Here is a 15703-nt window from a genome sequence, read left to right on the forward strand (position 1 = left end):
GCCGGCAAGGAAGGCGGCCAGGGAGGGAAAAGAAGCGCCGCTCAGCGGCGGAAGAACCACAACAGCAGCGAGACGACGACCGAGACGATGAGGCAGGTGACGATGGGGAAGCTGAAGCTGAAGCCTTCGCGGACGACGTGGATGTCGCCGGGGAGGCGGCCGAACGGCAGGCGGCGCAGCCAGGGCCAGGCGAGGCCGGCGGCCAGGAGGATGAGGCCTAGGAGGATGAGGAGTTTTTGCATGTTCGTCCGTCGTCCCCGCGAAAGCAGGGACCCATATTGAGTGTCCAAGGTCGGTACATGAATCATACCGGCTTGCTTCCGATGTACGGATCAGGCAGCCGAAGCGCGACCCTACCCCTCCTCTAATTCTAAATTCGGGGTCAGAGCACATTTCCGCCCCAATTCGGGGTCAGAGCACTTATTGTAGAAATGGCTGCAGTGAAAGACTGGCGATGGTTGCGCCTGGGCCTGCTTCGCCGGGCCCCTTTGTGTTGGCGCGGCCATACCGAACAGCAATTGCCCAAAAATGTGCTCTGACCCCGAATTTTGGGGGAAATGTGCTCTGACCCCGAATTTGGGGTTGCGGCACGGAACGGGTTTGACGGTGCTGGCGAATCCTTGGAACATGGTCTGCCCATCAACGATACCGGCGTGTCATGGTTTCTGAGCTTGGTTTGGTCTGCATTACCGTGTCGAAGGACATCCGCTACCGCACCGTCACGCGCAAGCGCCTGCTGGAGCAGTCCGACGCCGGCCAGCGCAAGCTGCTCGACGGGATCTACCGCGACAACATCCGGACCCTCGATGGCGCCCTGCAGTACTGCAAGCGCGAAGGCATCCGGCTGTACCGCCTGCCGTCCTCGATCTTCCCCTTCTTCGACGAGGACGTCGGCCGCGAAGTGATGCGCGAGCTGGCGCCCAGCCTGTCCCGTACCGGCCGCCGCGCCACCGAGATGGGGCTGCGCCTGGTGATGCATCCGGACCAGTTCGTGGTGCTGAGCTCCGATTCGCCCGAGGTGGTGGCCAACAGCGTCAAGATCCTGCAGATGCACGCCGACATCATGGACCTGCTGGAGCAGCCGCGCTCGCCCTGGGCCGTGCTCGAGATCCACGGCGGCAAGGGCAATCGCAGCGACGCCCTGGTCGAACGCATCGCCGGCCTGCCCGATGCGATCCGCTCGCGCCTGTGCCTGGAGAACGACGAATACGCCTACAGCGCTGAGCAGATCCACGAGGTCTGCGTGCGCAGCGGCGTGCCGATGGTGTTCGATGCCCACCACCACATCGTCAGCGAAAAGCTGTCCAGCTACGACGATCCGAGCGTGGCCGCGATGCTGGAAAAGGCGCGCGCCACCTGGCCGGATCCTGAGCACCAGATGGTCCACATCTCGAACGGACGCGAAAGCTTCAACGACCGCCAGCATGCGGACCTGATCTCGACGATGCCGGCGGCCTATGCGCGCGCGCCGTGGATCGAGATCGAAGCCAAGAGCAAGGAGGAGGCGATTGCCGGACTGCGCAGGTGGCAGGCGAGCCAGTCCGCACGCATTGGCTGAGCCCGCTACGCTGCGCCGCACCATTCATCAACTGCATGGCAGGCATCAAGAATCGTAATTAGTCATTTCCGCGCGGCAGTATCAGAATGGTGCAAGGCCATTTCAACCGGACGCAGGCGTTTTCGCGTCCGTTGCACAATGAAGGCAACTCAAGCAGTTTCACATCCGACGATGCAGCAGACCGATCCCACCTTCACCCCGCAGCCGCAGCGCGGAACGGGGCAGGCATGATCGTCCGCGACCGCCCTTCCGCCCTGCGCCTGTTCCTGGTGATGCGCGGTTCGGTGATGCCGAACATCTGGAAAAGCCTGCTCGTCACCGCCCTGCTGGCAATCGCCGTCACCTGGACCCATGGCACGCTGTGGGGCCACAAGATCGCCATCGGTGCGATCCCCTTCACGCTGATGGGCCTGCCCCTCGCGATCTTCCTCGGTTTCCGCAACAACGCCGCCTATGACCGCTACTGGGAAGGCCGCAAGCAATGGGGCGAACTGGTCCTGCGCAGCCGCAGCCTGGCGCGCCAGTGCCTGTCGCTGATCGCGCCGGGCGACACGCCTGACGCCGCCTCGCGGGAACGCATGATCCGGCGTGCGATCGCCTTCGCGCATGCGCTGCGCCACCGCCTGCGGCGCAGCGACCCCGCAGCCGATATCGAGCCGTGGATCGCGCCCCAGGAATGGGAACGCGTGCGCGACCTGCCCAACCTGCCGCACGCGCTGATGCTGGAGATGGGCGCCGACCTCGGACAATGTTTGCGCGAGCGCCGCCTCGATCCCTGCCTGGCGCCGGGCATCGACGCCACCCTGTCGGCGATGACCGGCGTGGCCGCCGCCTGCGAACGCATCCACGGTACGCCGATTCCGTTTTCCTACAGCCTGCTGCTGCACCGCACCGCCTACCTCTACTGCGTCCTGCTGCCCTTCGGCCTGGTCGACGCGATCGGCGACCTGACCCCGCTGGTGACGCTGCTGGTCGCCTACACCTTCTTCGGGCTGGATGCCCTCGGCGACGAGATCGAGGAACCCTTCGGCACCTCCGACCACGACCTGCCGCTCGACGCCATCTGCCGCACCATCGAGATCGACCTGCGCAGCGCGCTGGGCGACACCACGCTTCCCCCACCCCTACTGCCGGTCGACTACCGGCTCAGCTAGAAACATGAAGACTGAATACCTGGATCGTATCCGCTGCGCCAAGCTGCGCAATCGCGTCACCGGCGCTGCCGAAGCAGCAAGCTGGATCAAGGACGGCATGACCGTCGGCATGAGCGGCTTCACCCGCGCCGGCGACGTCAAGCTGGTCCCTGCCGCGCTGGCCGAACGCGCCCGCCACGAGCCGCTGAAGATCACCCTGCTGACCGGCGCCTCGCTCGGCAACGATACGGATAAACTGCTCACCGAAGCCGGCGCCCTCTCGCGCCGCATGCCCTTCCAGGTCGATCCGGTGCTGCGCGCCGCCATCAACCGCGGCGAGGTGATGTACATCGACCAGCACCTGTCCGAAACCGTCGAACAGCTGCGCAGCCGCCACATCAAGCCGGTCGACATCGCGGTGGTCGAGGCGGTGGCGATCACGGAGACGGGCGCGATCGTCCCCACCACCTCGGTCGGCAACAGCGCCAGCTTCGCGATCCTGGCCGACAAGGTCATCGTCGAGATCAACCTGGCCCAGACCACCGGCCTCGAAGGCCTGCACGACATCTGGATTCCCAAAAAGCGGCCGATGCGCGAGCCGATCCCGATCATGTCGGTCGAGCAGCGCGCCGGCACGCCCTTCATCGAGATCCCGCCGGAGAAGATCGTCGCCATCGTGATCACCGACCAGCCGGACAGCACCTCCTCGGTGCTGCCGCCCGACGAAGAGACCGCCGCCATCGCCGCCCACCTGGTGCGCTTCTTCGAGGACGAAATCGTCGCCGGACGCCTGAGCGCCAGCCTGCTGCCGCTGCAGGCCGGCATCGGCACCATCGCCAACGCAGTGCTGGCCGGCTTCGTCAACAGCCCCTTCCACGACCTCACCATGTATTCGGAGGTGCTGCAGGATTCGACCTTCGACCTGTTCGATTCCGGCAAGCTCGAATTCGCCTCCGGCTCCTCGATCACCCTGTCGCCGGAAAAGAGCGCCCAGGTGTTCCGCGACTTCGACCGCTACCGCGACCGCCTGGTGCTGCGCCCGCAGGAAGTGTCGAACCATCCGGAAGTGATCCGGCGCCTCGGCATCATCGCGATCAATACCGCGCTGGAAGCCGACATCTACGGCAACATCAACTCGACCCACGTGAGCGGCACCCACATGATGAACGGCATCGGCGGCTCCGGCGACTTCGCGCGCAACGCCTACCTGTCGATCTTCGCCACCAAGTCGATCGCCAAGGGCGGCCGCGTGTCCTCGATCGTGCCGATGGTGACCCACGTCGACCACAGCGAGCACGACGTCGACATCATCGTCACCGAACTGGGACTGGCCGACCTGCGCGGCCTGGCGCCGCGCGAGCGCGCCGAGGCGATCATCGAACACTGCACGGCCGAACCCTACAAGACCATGCTGCGCGAGTACGTGCTCGAGGCCCGGCAGCGCGGCGGCCAGACCCCGCACGTGCTGGAGAAAGCCTATTCCTGGCACACCCGCTACCGCGAAACCGGCTCGATGCTGTCCAAGGATTGACGAAAGACCGCGGTCTGGTGTGCAATAAGCGGTATTGCCCATCCGCATGATGCCACCATGACCGCTGCTCCCGCCCCGACACCGAAACGCCGCCTGCGCAAGATCCTGCTTGCCGTGGGCGCCGTTGCCGCCGCCGTACTCGTCGCCATTCCCCTCGCACGCAATATGGAGCACGGCCCGCTCGGCGCCGACGCGCGGCGCCAGGCGCCCGGGCAGTTCGTCAGCTTGTCGCACGGGATCGTCCACGTGCGCATCGCCGGCCCCGAACAGGGACGTCCGGTGGTGCTGGTGCACGGCTTTTCGGTGCCCAGCTATGTGTTCGACAGGACCAGCGCGGACCTGGCGGCCGCCGGCTTCAGGGTGATCCGCTTCGACCTGTACGGGCGCGGCTGGAGCGACCGGCCGAAGGTCGACTACGACCGCCGGCTGTTCGCCGACCAATTGCTGGAACTGATGGACACCCTGCAGGTGCCGAAGGCCGACCTGCTCGGGCTGTCGATGGGCGGCGCGATCGTCGGACGCTTCGCCGCCGAGCATCCGGAACGGGTGCGCAGCGTGGTGCTGGTGGCGCCCCTCACGCGGGCGCACGACATCAGCGTGATGGCCTGGCCGGGTGTCGGCGAATGGCTGACGCGCGCATGGTTCCTGCCCTCGCTGGCCACCAGCCAGCTCGAGGACTTCGCGCATCCGGAACACGTGGCCGGCTGGGCCGAGCGCTTCCAGCCGCAGATGCGCTACGACGGCTTCGGACGCGCGATCCTGTCGACCATCCGCCATCTGTCGAACGAATCCTCGCTGCCGGATTTCGAGAAGGTGGGCAAGAAGGGCCTGCCGGTGCTGCTGGTATGGGGCGACGCCGACAAGACGGTGCCCTATGCCGAACACGCCGACGTGCAGCGCGCGATCCCGCAGGCGCAGTTCGTCTCGCTGCCGGGACTGGGACACCTGCCGGTGGCCGAGGATCCGGCGGCGGTCCATCCGCAGGTAGCCGCCTTCCTTAAACAACACTAAACACCAAGAAAAACACCAGCCCGCAAGCTGGTGTTGTTCAGGGCGCCGGCGAACCGGCTGGACGATCAGTAACCGCGGCCACCGGTGCCGCTGGTGCCGCCGCTGGTGGTGCTGGTGCCCGTGCCGGTGGTGCCGGTGCCGGTCGTGCCGGTGGCGCTGGTGCCGCTGCCGGAACCCGAGCCGGTGCCGCTCATGCCGGACGAGCTGGTGCCGGTGCCGGTGGTGCCGGTGCCGGTTCCGGTACCCATGCTGCCGCTGGTGCCCGACGAACCCGAGSTGCCGGTGCCCATGCTGCCGCTGGTGCCCGACGAGCCCGAAGTGCCGGTGCCCATGCTGCCGCTGSTGCCSGACGAGCCCGAGGTRCCGGTRCCCATGCTGCCGCTGCTGCCGGACGAGCCCGAGCTGCCGGTACCCATGCTGCCGCTGCTTGAGGAGCCGCTGCTGCTGTCCATGCCCTTACTCGAACTGGAGCCGCCCGAACCGGTCATACCGCTGCTGCTCGAGCCCGCGCTGCTGCCATGTTTGCGCGAATGTTTCTTTTTGCTGGACTTCTTGTGGGTCGATGAAGTGCCGGTTGCCTGGTCGGACTGCGCAGTGGCGCTGGTGCCGCCGGTGGTCGAAGAGCTGCCGCTCGTTTGCGCCTGAGCGCTCACGGCACCGAACATCGCCATCGCAACGGAAGCTCCCAGCAGGCCTTTCAGTAACTTATTCATTTTCATGTCGCTCTCCTAATGGATTTGGGGCAAAAAGCTCAACAATATCAACAAGATAAATTGAGGGTTCGCAGTTTAGAACGGTCGCGGCAAAGCGTGCGCGCGTTAGCCGCACGGCAAAAAATCAGCGGCAAAAAAGCGACACGTTGATGCGTTTTTGTCCCGGATAGCATCCATATCAGGGGCTTGCGGCCTGCGCCGCGAGCGTGCCCAGCCTGGTATAAAGTTCCAGCACATTGCTCTTGTCGTCGGGGTAGACCCGGTTCGACAGCAGCACATAGAAGGTGCGCGAACCCGGGTCGATCCACAGCACGCAACCCGTAAAGCCCGTATGGCCATAGCTGCCCACCGGGAACACGGTGCCGCGCGGACGCACCGCGTAGGGCGAATTGATGTCCATGCCGAGGCCGCGCAGCGCCTCGATGCCGCCTGGCGACTGCGCCGTGGTCATCAGGCGCACGCTTTCCGGGCTGAGGATGCGCACACCGTCCAGCTCGCCGCCGCGCAGCAGCATGCGGGCATAGCGCGCAACGTCGCGGGCGGTGGTGAACACGCCGGCCGAGCCGGCCACGCCATCCATGCGACGCGCGGTCGGGTCGTGCACCACCCCCTGCAGCAGCTGGCCGGGCGCGAGGTCGCCATGGGCCGAACCGGCGCCGTCCGCGCCCTTCTGGGTCGGCGCGATCAGCGCGGCGCCGCCAGCGCCCATGCGGCGCAGCGGCAGGTAACCGGTGTCGACCATCTTCAGCGGCGCAAAGATGCGGGTGCGCGCGAATTCATCGAGCGGCATGCCGGACACCTTCTGCACCAGCTGGCCCAGCAGGATGTAGTTGATGTCCGAGTAGCGGAAGAACGTGCCGGGCGGATGCGTCACCACCTGGCCGCAGGCCAGGGCGTGGGCGGCCGCATCGCCGTGCCAGGCCGGCTTGGCCGGCAACCCGGCCGGCAGGCCCGAGCTGTGGGTCAGCAGGTGGCGGATCGTGATGGCTTCCTTGCCGCCGTTCGCGCATTCCGGAAAGTAGCTGCTCAATTTCGCGTCGAGGTCGATCTTGCCCTCTTCCGCCAGCTTCAGCACCGAAGGCGCGGTGGACAGCACCTTGCTCAGCGAGGCGGCGTCGTACACCGTGGAGGTCTCGACGGGACGCGCATCGGCTTCGTAGCTCAGGCGTCCATAGGCCCGTTCATAGACCGCACCGTCATGCTCGATGTGGACCACCGCGCCCGGCAGCTTGTGGGCGCCGATGGCTTCCTGCATGGCGGCGTCGACTTGCGGGATGGCGGGGTTGTCGAGACGGCCATGCGCGCAGCCCGTGAGCAGCAGGGCGACACAGGCGGCGGCGAACAGGGAGCGGCGGGACCGGAGGAAGGCTGGGCGGGGCATGTTTACTGTCGTTGGCGAAATTGAACCAATGCATCATAGGCAGGCCTCCAGGCGGGGTCAAGCGCGGTGCCTCCGCACGAAAAAAATCCGATCGGCGTATCATGCCCCCATGATTCCTCTCTCGATACTCGACCTTGCCCCCATCGTTGAGGGCGGCACCGCTTCCGATTCCTTCCGCAACTCGCTCGACCTTGCCCAGCATGGCGAGCGCTGGGGCTACCACCGCTTCTGGCTTGCCGAACACCACGGCATGCCGGGCATCGCCAGTGCGGCGACCTCCGTCCTGATGTGCCATGTTGCCAACGGCACCTCGACGATCCGCATCGGCGCCGGCGGCATCATGCTGCCGAACCATGCTCCGCTCGTGATCGCCGAACAGTTCGGCACCCTCGCCTCGCTGTTCCCCGGCCGTATCGACCTCGGCCTGGGCCGCGCACCCGGCTCCGACCACACCACGGCGCGCGCGCTGCGCCGCAACCTGGCGTCGGATGCCGACGAGTTCCCGCAGGACGTGGTGGAGCTGATGGATTACTTTGCCGACTCGCCGCGCCGCCAGGTCCGCGCGGTGCCCGGCGCCGGCCTCGACGTGCCGGTCTGGATCCTCGGTTCCAGCCTGTTCGGCGCCCAGCTGGCGGCGGCCCTCGGCCTGCCGTATGCCTTCGCCTCCCACTTCGCGCCGCAGATGATGATGCAGGCGATCGAGCTCTACCGCGCCACTTTCCGTCCCTCGGCCCAGCTCGACAAGCCCTACGTCATGCTCGGCTTTAACGTGTTCGCCGCCGACACCGACGCCGAAGCCCATTTCCGCGCGACCTCGATGCAGCAGGCCTTCATCAACCTGCGCAGCGGCCGCCCGACCAAACTGAAGCCGCCGGTCGAAGGCTATCTGGATCTGCTGAGCCCGCCGGAGCGGTCGATGCTCGATTCGGTGCTGTCGTGCTCGGCCATCGGCGCGCCCGGCACCGTCGCCGCCCAACTGAAGGCCTTCGTGGAGCGCACCGGCGCGGACGAGCTGATGATCACCTCGCAGATCTTCGACCACGCGGCGCGCCTGCGTTCCTACGAGATCACGGCTGAGATCGCCCGCTCTGCCTGATGCGGCCGGCGCCTGCCGCGGTCAACCGCGGCGGCGCCGATAACGTTGTTTCCGTTGAATGGCGAACAGTCGGATCGGTTCGCCAAGCCTAGGCTAGCTTCATCCACCTGCTACCGGAGATAATCATGAAAGCCAAACTCGTCGCCGTATCCCTCCTGCTGTCGCTGGCCTCGACCGGTGCCGCCTACGCCAAGCCCAGCTGCCTGAAAGGCGCGGCCGCGGGCGCCGTCGGCGGCCACTTCCTCGGCAAGCACCACCTGGCCGGCGCGGCCGTGGGCTGCGCCGTGGGCCATCACATGGCCAAGAAACAGGAGCGCGAACAGGCCCGCGCCCAGGCCCAGGCGAATGCCCAGGCCAACGCCCAGGCGCAGAACGGCCAGGCGACCGCTACTCGCAAATAAGCTACAAGCAGGCGCCGGTGATGCTTACGCGTCGCCGGTGCCGGCCTGCAGCGCGTCGATGAGTTCACGGGTCGAGCGCACCCTGCCCATGTTACGGAACACGTTCTCGCAGCAATTCTTGTGCGCTTCCGCGTTCCCGCTGCTCATCGCATCTTCCACGAAAACCAGTTCGTAGCCGCGATCGAAAGCCGCACGCGCGGTCGACTCGACACCGTAGTTGGTGGCGATGCCCGTCATGATGATGGTCTTGATGCCGCGCCGGCGCAACAACTGGTCGAGTTCGGTGCCGTAGAAGGCGCCCCACTGGCGCTTGGTCACCACGTGGTCCTGTGCCTGCACCTGGGCCGACTCCGCCATATACGATGCCTCCGGCGGCGGTGCCGGCGTACCGGGCTTGAACATCGGATTGTCGGCAGGCGGCAGGCGCAGCTCGTCCAGCTGCACGCGCACGAAGATCACCATGCCGCCGCGGTCGCGCATCTCGCTCGACAGCAGCACGCAATTGCCCACCACACGCTCGGCCGGGTGCGGCGCCAGTTCCCGGTTCACATTAAAGTTCTGCAAGTCGATCTGCACCAGGGCGGTGCGGGCGATGTCGAGATTCAGTTTGCCGTTCATAAGATAAGGTCCTCCTCGATCGAAGTATTCACCAGACGCGGCTAGAGCGGCGCGCAATGGGCGGCCTCCCGTTAATACAGACCTCGCCTGGGCTCTGTGATAAATTTCCCGGGATCATAACTAGAGACGGCAAACGCCGCAGAACATGAAAAAAATCGCCATCGTCGGCGCAAGCGCGCTGCTGGCGGGCTGCGTGACCCCGCAGCCTTTCCTGACCGAATACAGCACCGGTTCCGGCGCTYCCCGCRGCGAAGCCCAGCAAGCCCTCGAGTTCGACAAGGCCGACCTCAAGCTGCGCATCGAGCCGGACACCCGCAGCATCCGCGGCGACGTCACGCTCACCTTCGGCACCCGCGCGCCGCTCCATAGCATCGAGCTCGACCTGGACCGCAACCTGCCGATCGACGCCATCGACGTCGACGGCCAGCCGCTGCCTGCTGCCAGCTGGCGCAACCCGGAAGGCAAGCTGACCATCGACCTGCCGCGGACCCTGCAGCCCGGCAAGCAGGCAGTCGTGAGTGTGCGCTATCACGGCCAGCCTCACGTGGCCAAGCGCGCGCCCTGGGACGGCGGCTTCGTCTGGTCGAAGACGCCGGACGGCAAGCCCTGGGTGGCGAGCGCCGTGCAGGGCGAAGGCTGCGACCTGTTCTGGCCCTGCATCGACCACCCGACCGGCAAGCCCAAGCTGGTCGACGAACACATCACGGTGCCGAGCCCGCTGGTCGCGGCCGGCAACGGCATCGCCATGGGCATGGACGAGGCGGACGGCTGGCGCACCTGGCACTGGCGCACGAAGAATCCGAGCACCTACGGCATCTCGATCAACGTCGCGCCCTACCAGGTGCTGTCGGGCGAATACCGGAGCCGCTACGGCAACGTGATTCCGCTACGCATGTGGTATCTGCCGCAGAACGAGAAAGGCGCGAAGGAACTGTTCGCCGAATTCGCGCCGATGCTGGACTTCTTCGAGAGCACCATCGGCCCCTACCCCTTCGGCGACGAAAAGATGGGCGTGGTGGAGACCCCGCACAAGGGCATGGAACACCAGACCATCAATGCCTACGGCAACAAGTACGCGAAGACGGCCTATGGCTACGACGAACTGCTGCAGCACGAATTCGCCCACGAATGGTTCGGCAACCAGCTGACCAACGCCAACTGGGACGATATGTGGCTGCACGAGGGACTGGGCAGCTATATGCAGCCGCTCTACATGCAGTACCAGCGCGGCGACCTCGAATACTTCGCCTCCCTGATGCACCAGCGCGGCATGATCGAGAACAAGGCGCCCATCGTATCCGGCAAGCCACGGCTGGAAGAAGACGTCTACGACACCAAGCGCGGCGGCCCCGGCCAGGACATCTACAACAAGGGATCGCTGGTCATGCACACCTTGCGCGGCCTGATCGGCGACCGGGCCTTCTTCCAGGCCGTGCGCGAAGAGGTCTACGGCACCCCCGACCCGCGCCCCGGAAACTTCGCCCCGCGCTACGGCACGACGCCGGAATTCATGGCCATCGTCAAGCGCGTGAGCGGGCGCGACATGGACTGGTTCTTCCAGGCCTACCTGTACCAGAAGGAATTGCCGGAGCTGCAGGCCACGCGCAGCGGCAACAGCCTGCAGCTGGCATGGAAGACGGAAAAGAACACGCCCTTCCCGATGCCGGTCGAGGTCAGGGTGGGCGACCGTGTGCTCAGCGTGCCGATGGCGGATGGCAAGGGGAGTGTCGAGCTGCCGGAAGGGGTGAGCTATACGCTGGATCCGCATTCGAAGGTGCTGCGCAGGGAGCAGCATATCGAGCGGTATCACCAGTGGCAGGAGGAGCAGCGGAAGAAGCGGGAGAAAGAAAAGGCGGGGGCCTGACTCAAGCGCAATCCTGTCGACGTCATTCCCGCGACGTATGAACGTCACTCCCGCTTTCGCGGGAATGACGGATTCAAGCTGGCGACGGCTTTTTAAGCTAACTGATTACTTCGAAGCGTCCTGCATCTTCTCGCCAGTATGCTCCAGCGCGCGACCGGTTGCGGCGGTCGCATTCTTGGCGCCTTCCTTCACGTTGGCAGCGGCTTCCTTCGAGCCCTGGCGCACCTCGGCGCCGGCTTCGCGCATGTTGGCGGCGGTACGGTCGGCCGCGGCGTCGATCTTCGCGTTGGCGCGGTCGGCGGCGGCGTTGGCGTTGGCGGCGGCGTCACGGGTCGCTGCGGCGGCGTTCGCACCGGCATCGTCGACGGCTTTACCCGCGGCCTGGGCCGGGCCCATGTCGTTCGTGGTCGTGGTGGTTTCGGCCTTGTGGCAGCCGGTGGCCAGCACGGCGACGGAGAACAGCAGAGCGGAAATGGTGGTGGTCTTCATGATGGGCTCCTTTTATTATTAAAAAATAAAGTGTATGGGCGTATCCTACACGCCGTACCGCCGCGCACGATTGGCAATTGTGCCAAACCGTAACAAGAAAATCATCCCCTCCCCCGGCAACCCGGGCGCGTCGTTACATCTTTTTGCAAACCCCTGTGTTCATCATCTCTACAAATATTATGAAAATTACATCCATGATCGCTGTAGCCATCGCCTCCATGTGCGTGAGCGCAAGTGCGATGGCTGGCACCATCGCCTATTCGACCGGTGGCTATAACCCGTGGTACAACACCACGAACGATACCGCCATGAACACTACCTTCGGTGCCGGCAAGTGGGTCAAGTCGAATGGTTTCTCCACGAATGTTTTCGCCAACGCCGATTTCGTATTCCTCGACGGTAGCGACGGTAATGCGAACGAATTCAACAGCTTCCTGTCGGCCAACCGTACCGCCATCGCCACTTACGTCGACAACGGCGGCCGTCTGTTCCTGAACGCAGCACCGAACCAGGGTGGATCGATCGACCTCGGTTTTGGCGTGACCCTGCAATATCCCGGCTTTAGCGGCCAAGTCAATGTCACCGCCGCGGGCGTTGCCGCCGGGCTCACCACGGGTGGCATCGCAAGCTCGTACCAAGGCGGATCCTTTGGACACGCCACGGTCAGCGGCGGCGGCATCAGCGACCTGATCGAAAGTCAGCAGGGAGGCATTGTGTTTGGCGCAATGCAGTATGGCAAAGGCTTTGTCGCCTTTGGTGGCCAGACGACCACCAATTTCCATTCGCCGAATAACGATGCCCAGCGCCTGCTGGTCAACGAGTTGCAATATGTGGCAAGCGCTGAGACCCAAGGCAGCGCCGACGTGCCGGAACCTGCTTCCCTCGCGCTGCTTGGCCTCGGGGCGCTGGCGATCGTCGCTGCCCGCCGCAAGTCCGCAGCAAAATAAGGTTTCATGCGAGGAAGCCTGCAAAGCCGGGCTTCCTTGCCGCCTAAGCGCTCATTTTCCTCAAGGCAAGATCTTTCCATCCGCATCAATCTTGCGCACCTCCATCCCCAGGGCGCGCACTTCGGCCTCGACCTTGCTCATGTCGCCCACCACGATCCATAGCTGCTGATTCGGCAGGATCGTCCTTGCCGCCAGCGCATTCAGCTCGGCCGGATTCACGGCCCAGACCTTGTCCGTGTAGGTGTTGTAGTAGTCCTCGGGCAAGTGGTACTGCAGGATGGTGGCGTAGCCATTGCCGAGCTGGGAGATGGTCTCGAAGGCGCCGGGCAGGCCCAGGGTCTCGTTGTCCTGCGCCGCCTTCAGTTCCGGCCCGGTGATGGGACGGGCGCCGGCGATGTCGGCGTATTCCCTGGCGAGCTCGCGCAGGGCTGGCGCCGTCTTGTCGGTCTGCACCGGTGAAGCGCTGTACAGGATGCGCTGCCCGGCTGCCGCCACCAGCCCGGAGCCGACACCGTAGGACCAGTGCTTGTCCTCGCGCAGGTCCATGTTCAGGCGCGAACTGAAGGTGCCGCCGAAGACGTCGTTCAGCAGGTTCAGCGCCACCGCCTCCGGCGTATTGCGCGGCGGCGCCAGCTGGGCGCCGACGATCTCGCTCTGCAGGGCGCCGGGGCGGTCGATCAGGTAGATCACGGTCCTGTCCGGCTGCGCCACCCGGCTCACGTTCTTGCGCGGCACTTCCCCCGCCTGCCAGCCGCCGAAGGCCTTTTCGAGCAGCGGCTTCAAGCGCTCCATCGTGGTATCGCCCACCACCAGCAGGGTCGCGTTGTTCGGCTTGAACCAGGCCTGGTGGTAGCGCACCAGGTCGGCCCGCGTCATGCGCGCCACCGCCTGCTCGGTGCCGGTGCCGGTCAGCGGCAGGCCGTAGGCGTGGTCCTTGCCATACAGGAGTCCCGGCAGCACGCGCAGCGCCATCGCGCGCGGCACCGTCTTTTCGCGGGCGATCGCGGCGATGCGCTCGCGCTGCAGGCGTTCGAAATCCGCCTGCGGAAAGGATGGATGCAGCACCAGGTCGGCGTACAGGCCCAGCGCACGGGACAGGGTTGGCGCCAGCACGTTCATGTTGACGAAGGCGCCGTCGAGGTTGGTGGCGGCGCCGAAGGAAGCGCCCAGCGCTTCCAGCTCGGCGCTGACCTGCAGTGAAGACCGCTTGTTTGCGCCATTCTCCGTTCCCTCCTCCAGCATGCGCAGGCTCAGGCTTGCCAGGCCAGGCAGCTCGTGCGAGTCCGAGGCGTAGCCGGCATCGATCATCATCGACAGGTTCACCACCGGCGCGCCGTGGCGTTCGGCCAGCACCACCTTCAGGCCGTTCGACAGGGTCGCCGTCTGCATCGGCGGCAGGTGCAGCTTTTCGGGTTGGCCCAGCGGCGCTCCCTTGCCGCGGTCGAGGGTGGTGACCGAGGCGCCGAGACCGCCCGGGAAAGGATCGACCTCGAGGATATAGTCGCCATCGCCGAGCCACTCGGCCATGGCCTGGCGCACCATCGCCGGGGTTGCCGCCAGTATGCGCGTAAGGTAGGTCTTGTAGCAGTCGGGGTCGCCCGTAAACGTCATGCAGCGCGCGAGCATGTCGCTCTTGCCGCCGAAACCGCCGACGCGCTCGACGCTGCGCGCGTACTGCGCCAGGATCGCCGTCCTGGCCAGGCGCAGTTCGTCCTCGCGCGGACCGCTCTTCATGAGTGCGCGCAATTCCTCGTCGGCGATGCTTTCCATGCGGGCCACGTCGGCGCCGGGACGCGCCGTCAGGTTGATGCCGAACTGGCCGGCGATCTCGCTCGAATCGTCGCTGGAAAACGCCGAGGTCGCCAGCTGCTCCCTGACCACCAGGCGCTGGTAGAGGCGCGAGGTCTTGCTGCCGCCCAGCACGTGGGCCGCCAGGTCCAGCAGCGCTTCTTCCGGCGTATCCGCTCCGGGAACATTCCAGACGCGATAGATGCGCGCCTGCGGCACGCGGTCCTGCACGGTCTCGCGGTGGGTGCCGCTGCGCTTGGCGATCCATGCGCGCTGTTTTGCCACCGGCGGGCCGGGTGGAATATCTCCGTAGTAATGCTCGACCTTCTCGCGCGCCTGGGCGGGCGTGAGGTCGCCGGCCAGCACCAACACGACGTTGTTCGGGCCGTAGTTGGTCTTGAACCAGTTGGTGACGTCGCTCATGGAAGCGGCGTCGAGGTCGTCCATCGAGCCGATCGTGGTCCAGGAATAAGGGTGGCCCGCCGGCCAGCTATTCTCGGTAACGATCTGCTCGACCACGCCATAGGGCTGGTTCTCGCGCTGGCGCTTCTCGTTCTGCACCACGCCACGCTGCAGGTCCAGCTTCCTCTGGTCGAGCACGCCCAGCAGATGGCCCATGCGGTCGCTCTCGGCAAACAGGGTGTAGTCGAGCATCGAGGTCGGCACGGTCTCGAAGTAATTGGTGCGATCCTTGTTCGTGGTGCCGTTCAAGTCGCTCGCACCGATGCCTTCCAGGGCGGAAAGAAAGGTCTTGTTGAAGTTGGCGCTGCCCGAAAACATCAGGTGCTCGAACAGGTGGGCGAAGCCGGTCTTGCCTGGCTTCTCGTTCTTGGAACCGACGTGGTACCAGGTGTTCACCGCCACCACGGGCGATTTGTGGTCCTCGTGCACGAGCACGGTCAGGCCGTTCTTCAGCACGAATCTCGTGTAGGGGATATCGGGGATGGGGATGTCGACGGCGGCCGGCGGCTCGGCTGCGGCGAACGAGGCCAGTACCGCGAGCAACAACGCCACCATGGTTCGAGAAACAATCGACAGACGCATGCGGTGCCTCCTGGAATCCGGCTGCCCATTCTATGCCAGCGGGGGAGGCGCGCAGCAGCATGTTATGCTTAACGCCTTCCTCCTCCCTGATGACGCTGCTCCACGTACCCCGTCGAGCATTGCAAAACA

The 15703-nt window shown here is 65.4% G+C and carries 14 protein-coding genes; 9 read left to right on the forward strand and 5 right to left on the reverse strand.

The features are described from left to right. Positions 1–41: 41 nt before the first annotated feature. Positions 42–242 (reverse strand): DUF2905 domain-containing protein, encoded by a 201-nt coding sequence (locus AC1DIX_RS11670; protein ID WP_477324424.1) that lies wholly within the window; start codon positions 240–242, stop codon positions 42–44. Positions 243–658: 416 nt separating this feature from the next. Between AC1DIX_RS11670 and uvsE the strand changes: the two genes are divergently transcribed. The 5 genes from uvsE to AC1DIX_RS11695 all read left to right on the forward strand — a co-directional run bounded on the left by uvsE (position 659) and on the right by AC1DIX_RS11695 (position 5878). Next, the gene (gene uvsE, locus AC1DIX_RS11675) at positions 659–1558 is read left to right on the forward strand and encodes a UV DNA damage repair endonuclease UvsE (RefSeq protein WP_477324426.1); all 900 of its coding nucleotides are present in this window, start codon (positions 659–661) and stop codon (positions 1556–1558) included. A 227-nt stretch (positions 1559–1785) separates the two neighbouring features. Continuing rightward, positions 1786–2712 (forward strand): bestrophin family protein, encoded by a 927-nt coding sequence (locus AC1DIX_RS11680; protein ID WP_441935044.1) that lies wholly within the window; start codon positions 1786–1788, stop codon positions 2710–2712. A 4-nt stretch (positions 2713–2716) separates the two neighbouring features. Next, on the forward strand, positions 2717–4222 hold the full coding sequence (locus AC1DIX_RS11685) for an acetyl-CoA hydrolase/transferase family protein (RefSeq protein WP_477324428.1): 1506 nt from the start codon (positions 2717–2719) through the stop codon (positions 4220–4222). Positions 4223–4279: 57 nt separating this feature from the next. Next, positions 4280–5233 carry an alpha/beta fold hydrolase gene (locus tag AC1DIX_RS11690; RefSeq protein WP_477324430.1) on the forward strand — a complete coding sequence of 318 codons (954 nt, stop codon included), beginning with the start codon at positions 4280–4282 and terminating at the stop codon, positions 5231–5233. 84 nt (positions 5234–5317) lie between these two features. Then, positions 5318–5878, forward strand: a complete 561-nt coding sequence (locus AC1DIX_RS11695) for a hypothetical protein (RefSeq protein ID WP_477324432.1) — start codon at positions 5318–5320, stop codon at positions 5876–5878. Positions 5879–6124: 246 nt separating this feature from the next. On the opposite strand, the gene AC1DIX_RS11700 is transcribed toward AC1DIX_RS11695, so the two are convergent. Continuing rightward, on the reverse strand, positions 6125–7327 hold the full coding sequence (locus tag AC1DIX_RS11700) for a serine hydrolase domain-containing protein (RefSeq protein ID WP_477324434.1): 1203 nt from the start codon (positions 7325–7327) through the stop codon (positions 6125–6127). A gap of 109 nt (positions 7328–7436) precedes the next feature. Between AC1DIX_RS11700 and AC1DIX_RS11705 the strand changes: the two genes are divergently transcribed. Both AC1DIX_RS11705 and AC1DIX_RS11710 read left to right on the forward strand, forming a co-directional pair. Next, positions 7437–8423: an LLM class flavin-dependent oxidoreductase gene (locus AC1DIX_RS11705; RefSeq protein ID WP_477324436.1), complete on the forward strand. Its 987-nt coding sequence runs from the start codon at positions 7437–7439 to the stop codon at positions 8421–8423. Positions 8424–8548: 125 nt separating this feature from the next. Continuing rightward, positions 8549–8824, forward strand: a complete 276-nt coding sequence (locus AC1DIX_RS11710; RefSeq protein ID WP_477324438.1) for a hypothetical protein — start codon at positions 8549–8551, stop codon at positions 8822–8824. Positions 8825–8848: 24 nt separating this feature from the next. On the opposite strand, the gene AC1DIX_RS11715 is transcribed toward AC1DIX_RS11710, so the two are convergent. Next, positions 8849–9442: an isochorismatase family protein gene (locus AC1DIX_RS11715; RefSeq protein WP_477252806.1), complete on the reverse strand. Its 594-nt coding sequence runs from the start codon at positions 9440–9442 to the stop codon at positions 8849–8851. 145 nt (positions 9443–9587) lie between these two features. Between AC1DIX_RS11715 and AC1DIX_RS11720 the strand changes: the two genes are divergently transcribed. Next, complete coding sequence (locus AC1DIX_RS11720) at positions 9588–11306, forward strand: M1 family metallopeptidase (RefSeq protein ID WP_477324440.1); 1719 nt, start codon at positions 9588–9590, stop codon at positions 11304–11306. 105 nt (positions 11307–11411) lie between these two features. On the opposite strand, the gene AC1DIX_RS11725 is transcribed toward AC1DIX_RS11720, so the two are convergent. Further along, positions 11412–11795, reverse strand: a complete 384-nt coding sequence (locus AC1DIX_RS11725) for a hypothetical protein (protein ID WP_441935035.1) — start codon at positions 11793–11795, stop codon at positions 11412–11414. A gap of 155 nt (positions 11796–11950) precedes the next feature. Between AC1DIX_RS11725 and AC1DIX_RS11730 the strand changes: the two genes are divergently transcribed. Further along, positions 11951–12742 (forward strand): PEP-CTERM sorting domain-containing protein, encoded by a 792-nt coding sequence (locus AC1DIX_RS11730; protein ID WP_477324442.1) that lies wholly within the window; start codon positions 11951–11953, stop codon positions 12740–12742. A gap of 60 nt (positions 12743–12802) precedes the next feature. Here the strand turns inward: AC1DIX_RS11730 and AC1DIX_RS11735 are convergent, their stop codons facing one another. Continuing rightward, entirely contained in the window at positions 12803–15574 is a 2772-nt protein-coding gene (locus AC1DIX_RS11735; protein WP_477324444.1) for a M16 family metallopeptidase, read from the reverse strand. Positions 15575–15703 lie beyond the last annotated feature (129 nt).

Source organism: Massilia sp. 05N420 (assembly GCF_056397205.1).

Excerpts from the sequence above, each read along its gene's own strand:
- AC1DIX_RS11670 (WP_477324424.1), bottom strand. The coding sequence starts at position 242 with ATGCAAAAACTCCTCATCCTCCTAGGCCTCATCCTCCTGGCCGCCGGC.
- uvsE (WP_477324426.1), top strand. The coding sequence starts at position 659 with ATGGTTTCTGAGCTTGGTTTGGTCTGCATTACCGTGTCGAAGGACATC.
- AC1DIX_RS11680 (WP_441935044.1), top strand. The coding sequence starts at position 1,786 with ATGATCGTCCGCGACCGCCCTTCCGCCCTGCGCCTGTTCCTGGTGATG.
- AC1DIX_RS11685 (WP_477324428.1), top strand. The coding sequence starts at position 2,717 with ATGAAGACTGAATACCTGGATCGTATCCGCTGCGCCAAGCTGCGCAAT.
- AC1DIX_RS11690 (WP_477324430.1), top strand. The coding sequence starts at position 4,280 with ATGACCGCTGCTCCCGCCCCGACACCGAAACGCCGCCTGCGCAAGATC.
- AC1DIX_RS11700 (WP_477324434.1), bottom strand. The coding sequence starts at position 7,327 with ATGCCCCGCCCAGCCTTCCTCCGGTCCCGCCGCTCCCTGTTCGCCGCC.
- AC1DIX_RS11705 (WP_477324436.1), top strand. The coding sequence starts at position 7,437 with ATGATTCCTCTCTCGATACTCGACCTTGCCCCCATCGTTGAGGGCGGC.
- AC1DIX_RS11710 (WP_477324438.1), top strand. The coding sequence starts at position 8,549 with ATGAAAGCCAAACTCGTCGCCGTATCCCTCCTGCTGTCGCTGGCCTCG.
- AC1DIX_RS11715 (WP_477252806.1), bottom strand. The coding sequence starts at position 9,442 with ATGAACGGCAAACTGAATCTCGACATCGCCCGCACCGCCCTGGTGCAG.
- AC1DIX_RS11725 (WP_441935035.1), bottom strand. The coding sequence starts at position 11,795 with ATGAAGACCACCACCATTTCCGCTCTGCTGTTCTCCGTCGCCGTGCTG.
- AC1DIX_RS11735 (WP_477324444.1), bottom strand. The coding sequence starts at position 15,574 with ATGCGTCTGTCGATTGTTTCTCGAACCATGGTGGCGTTGTTGCTCGCG.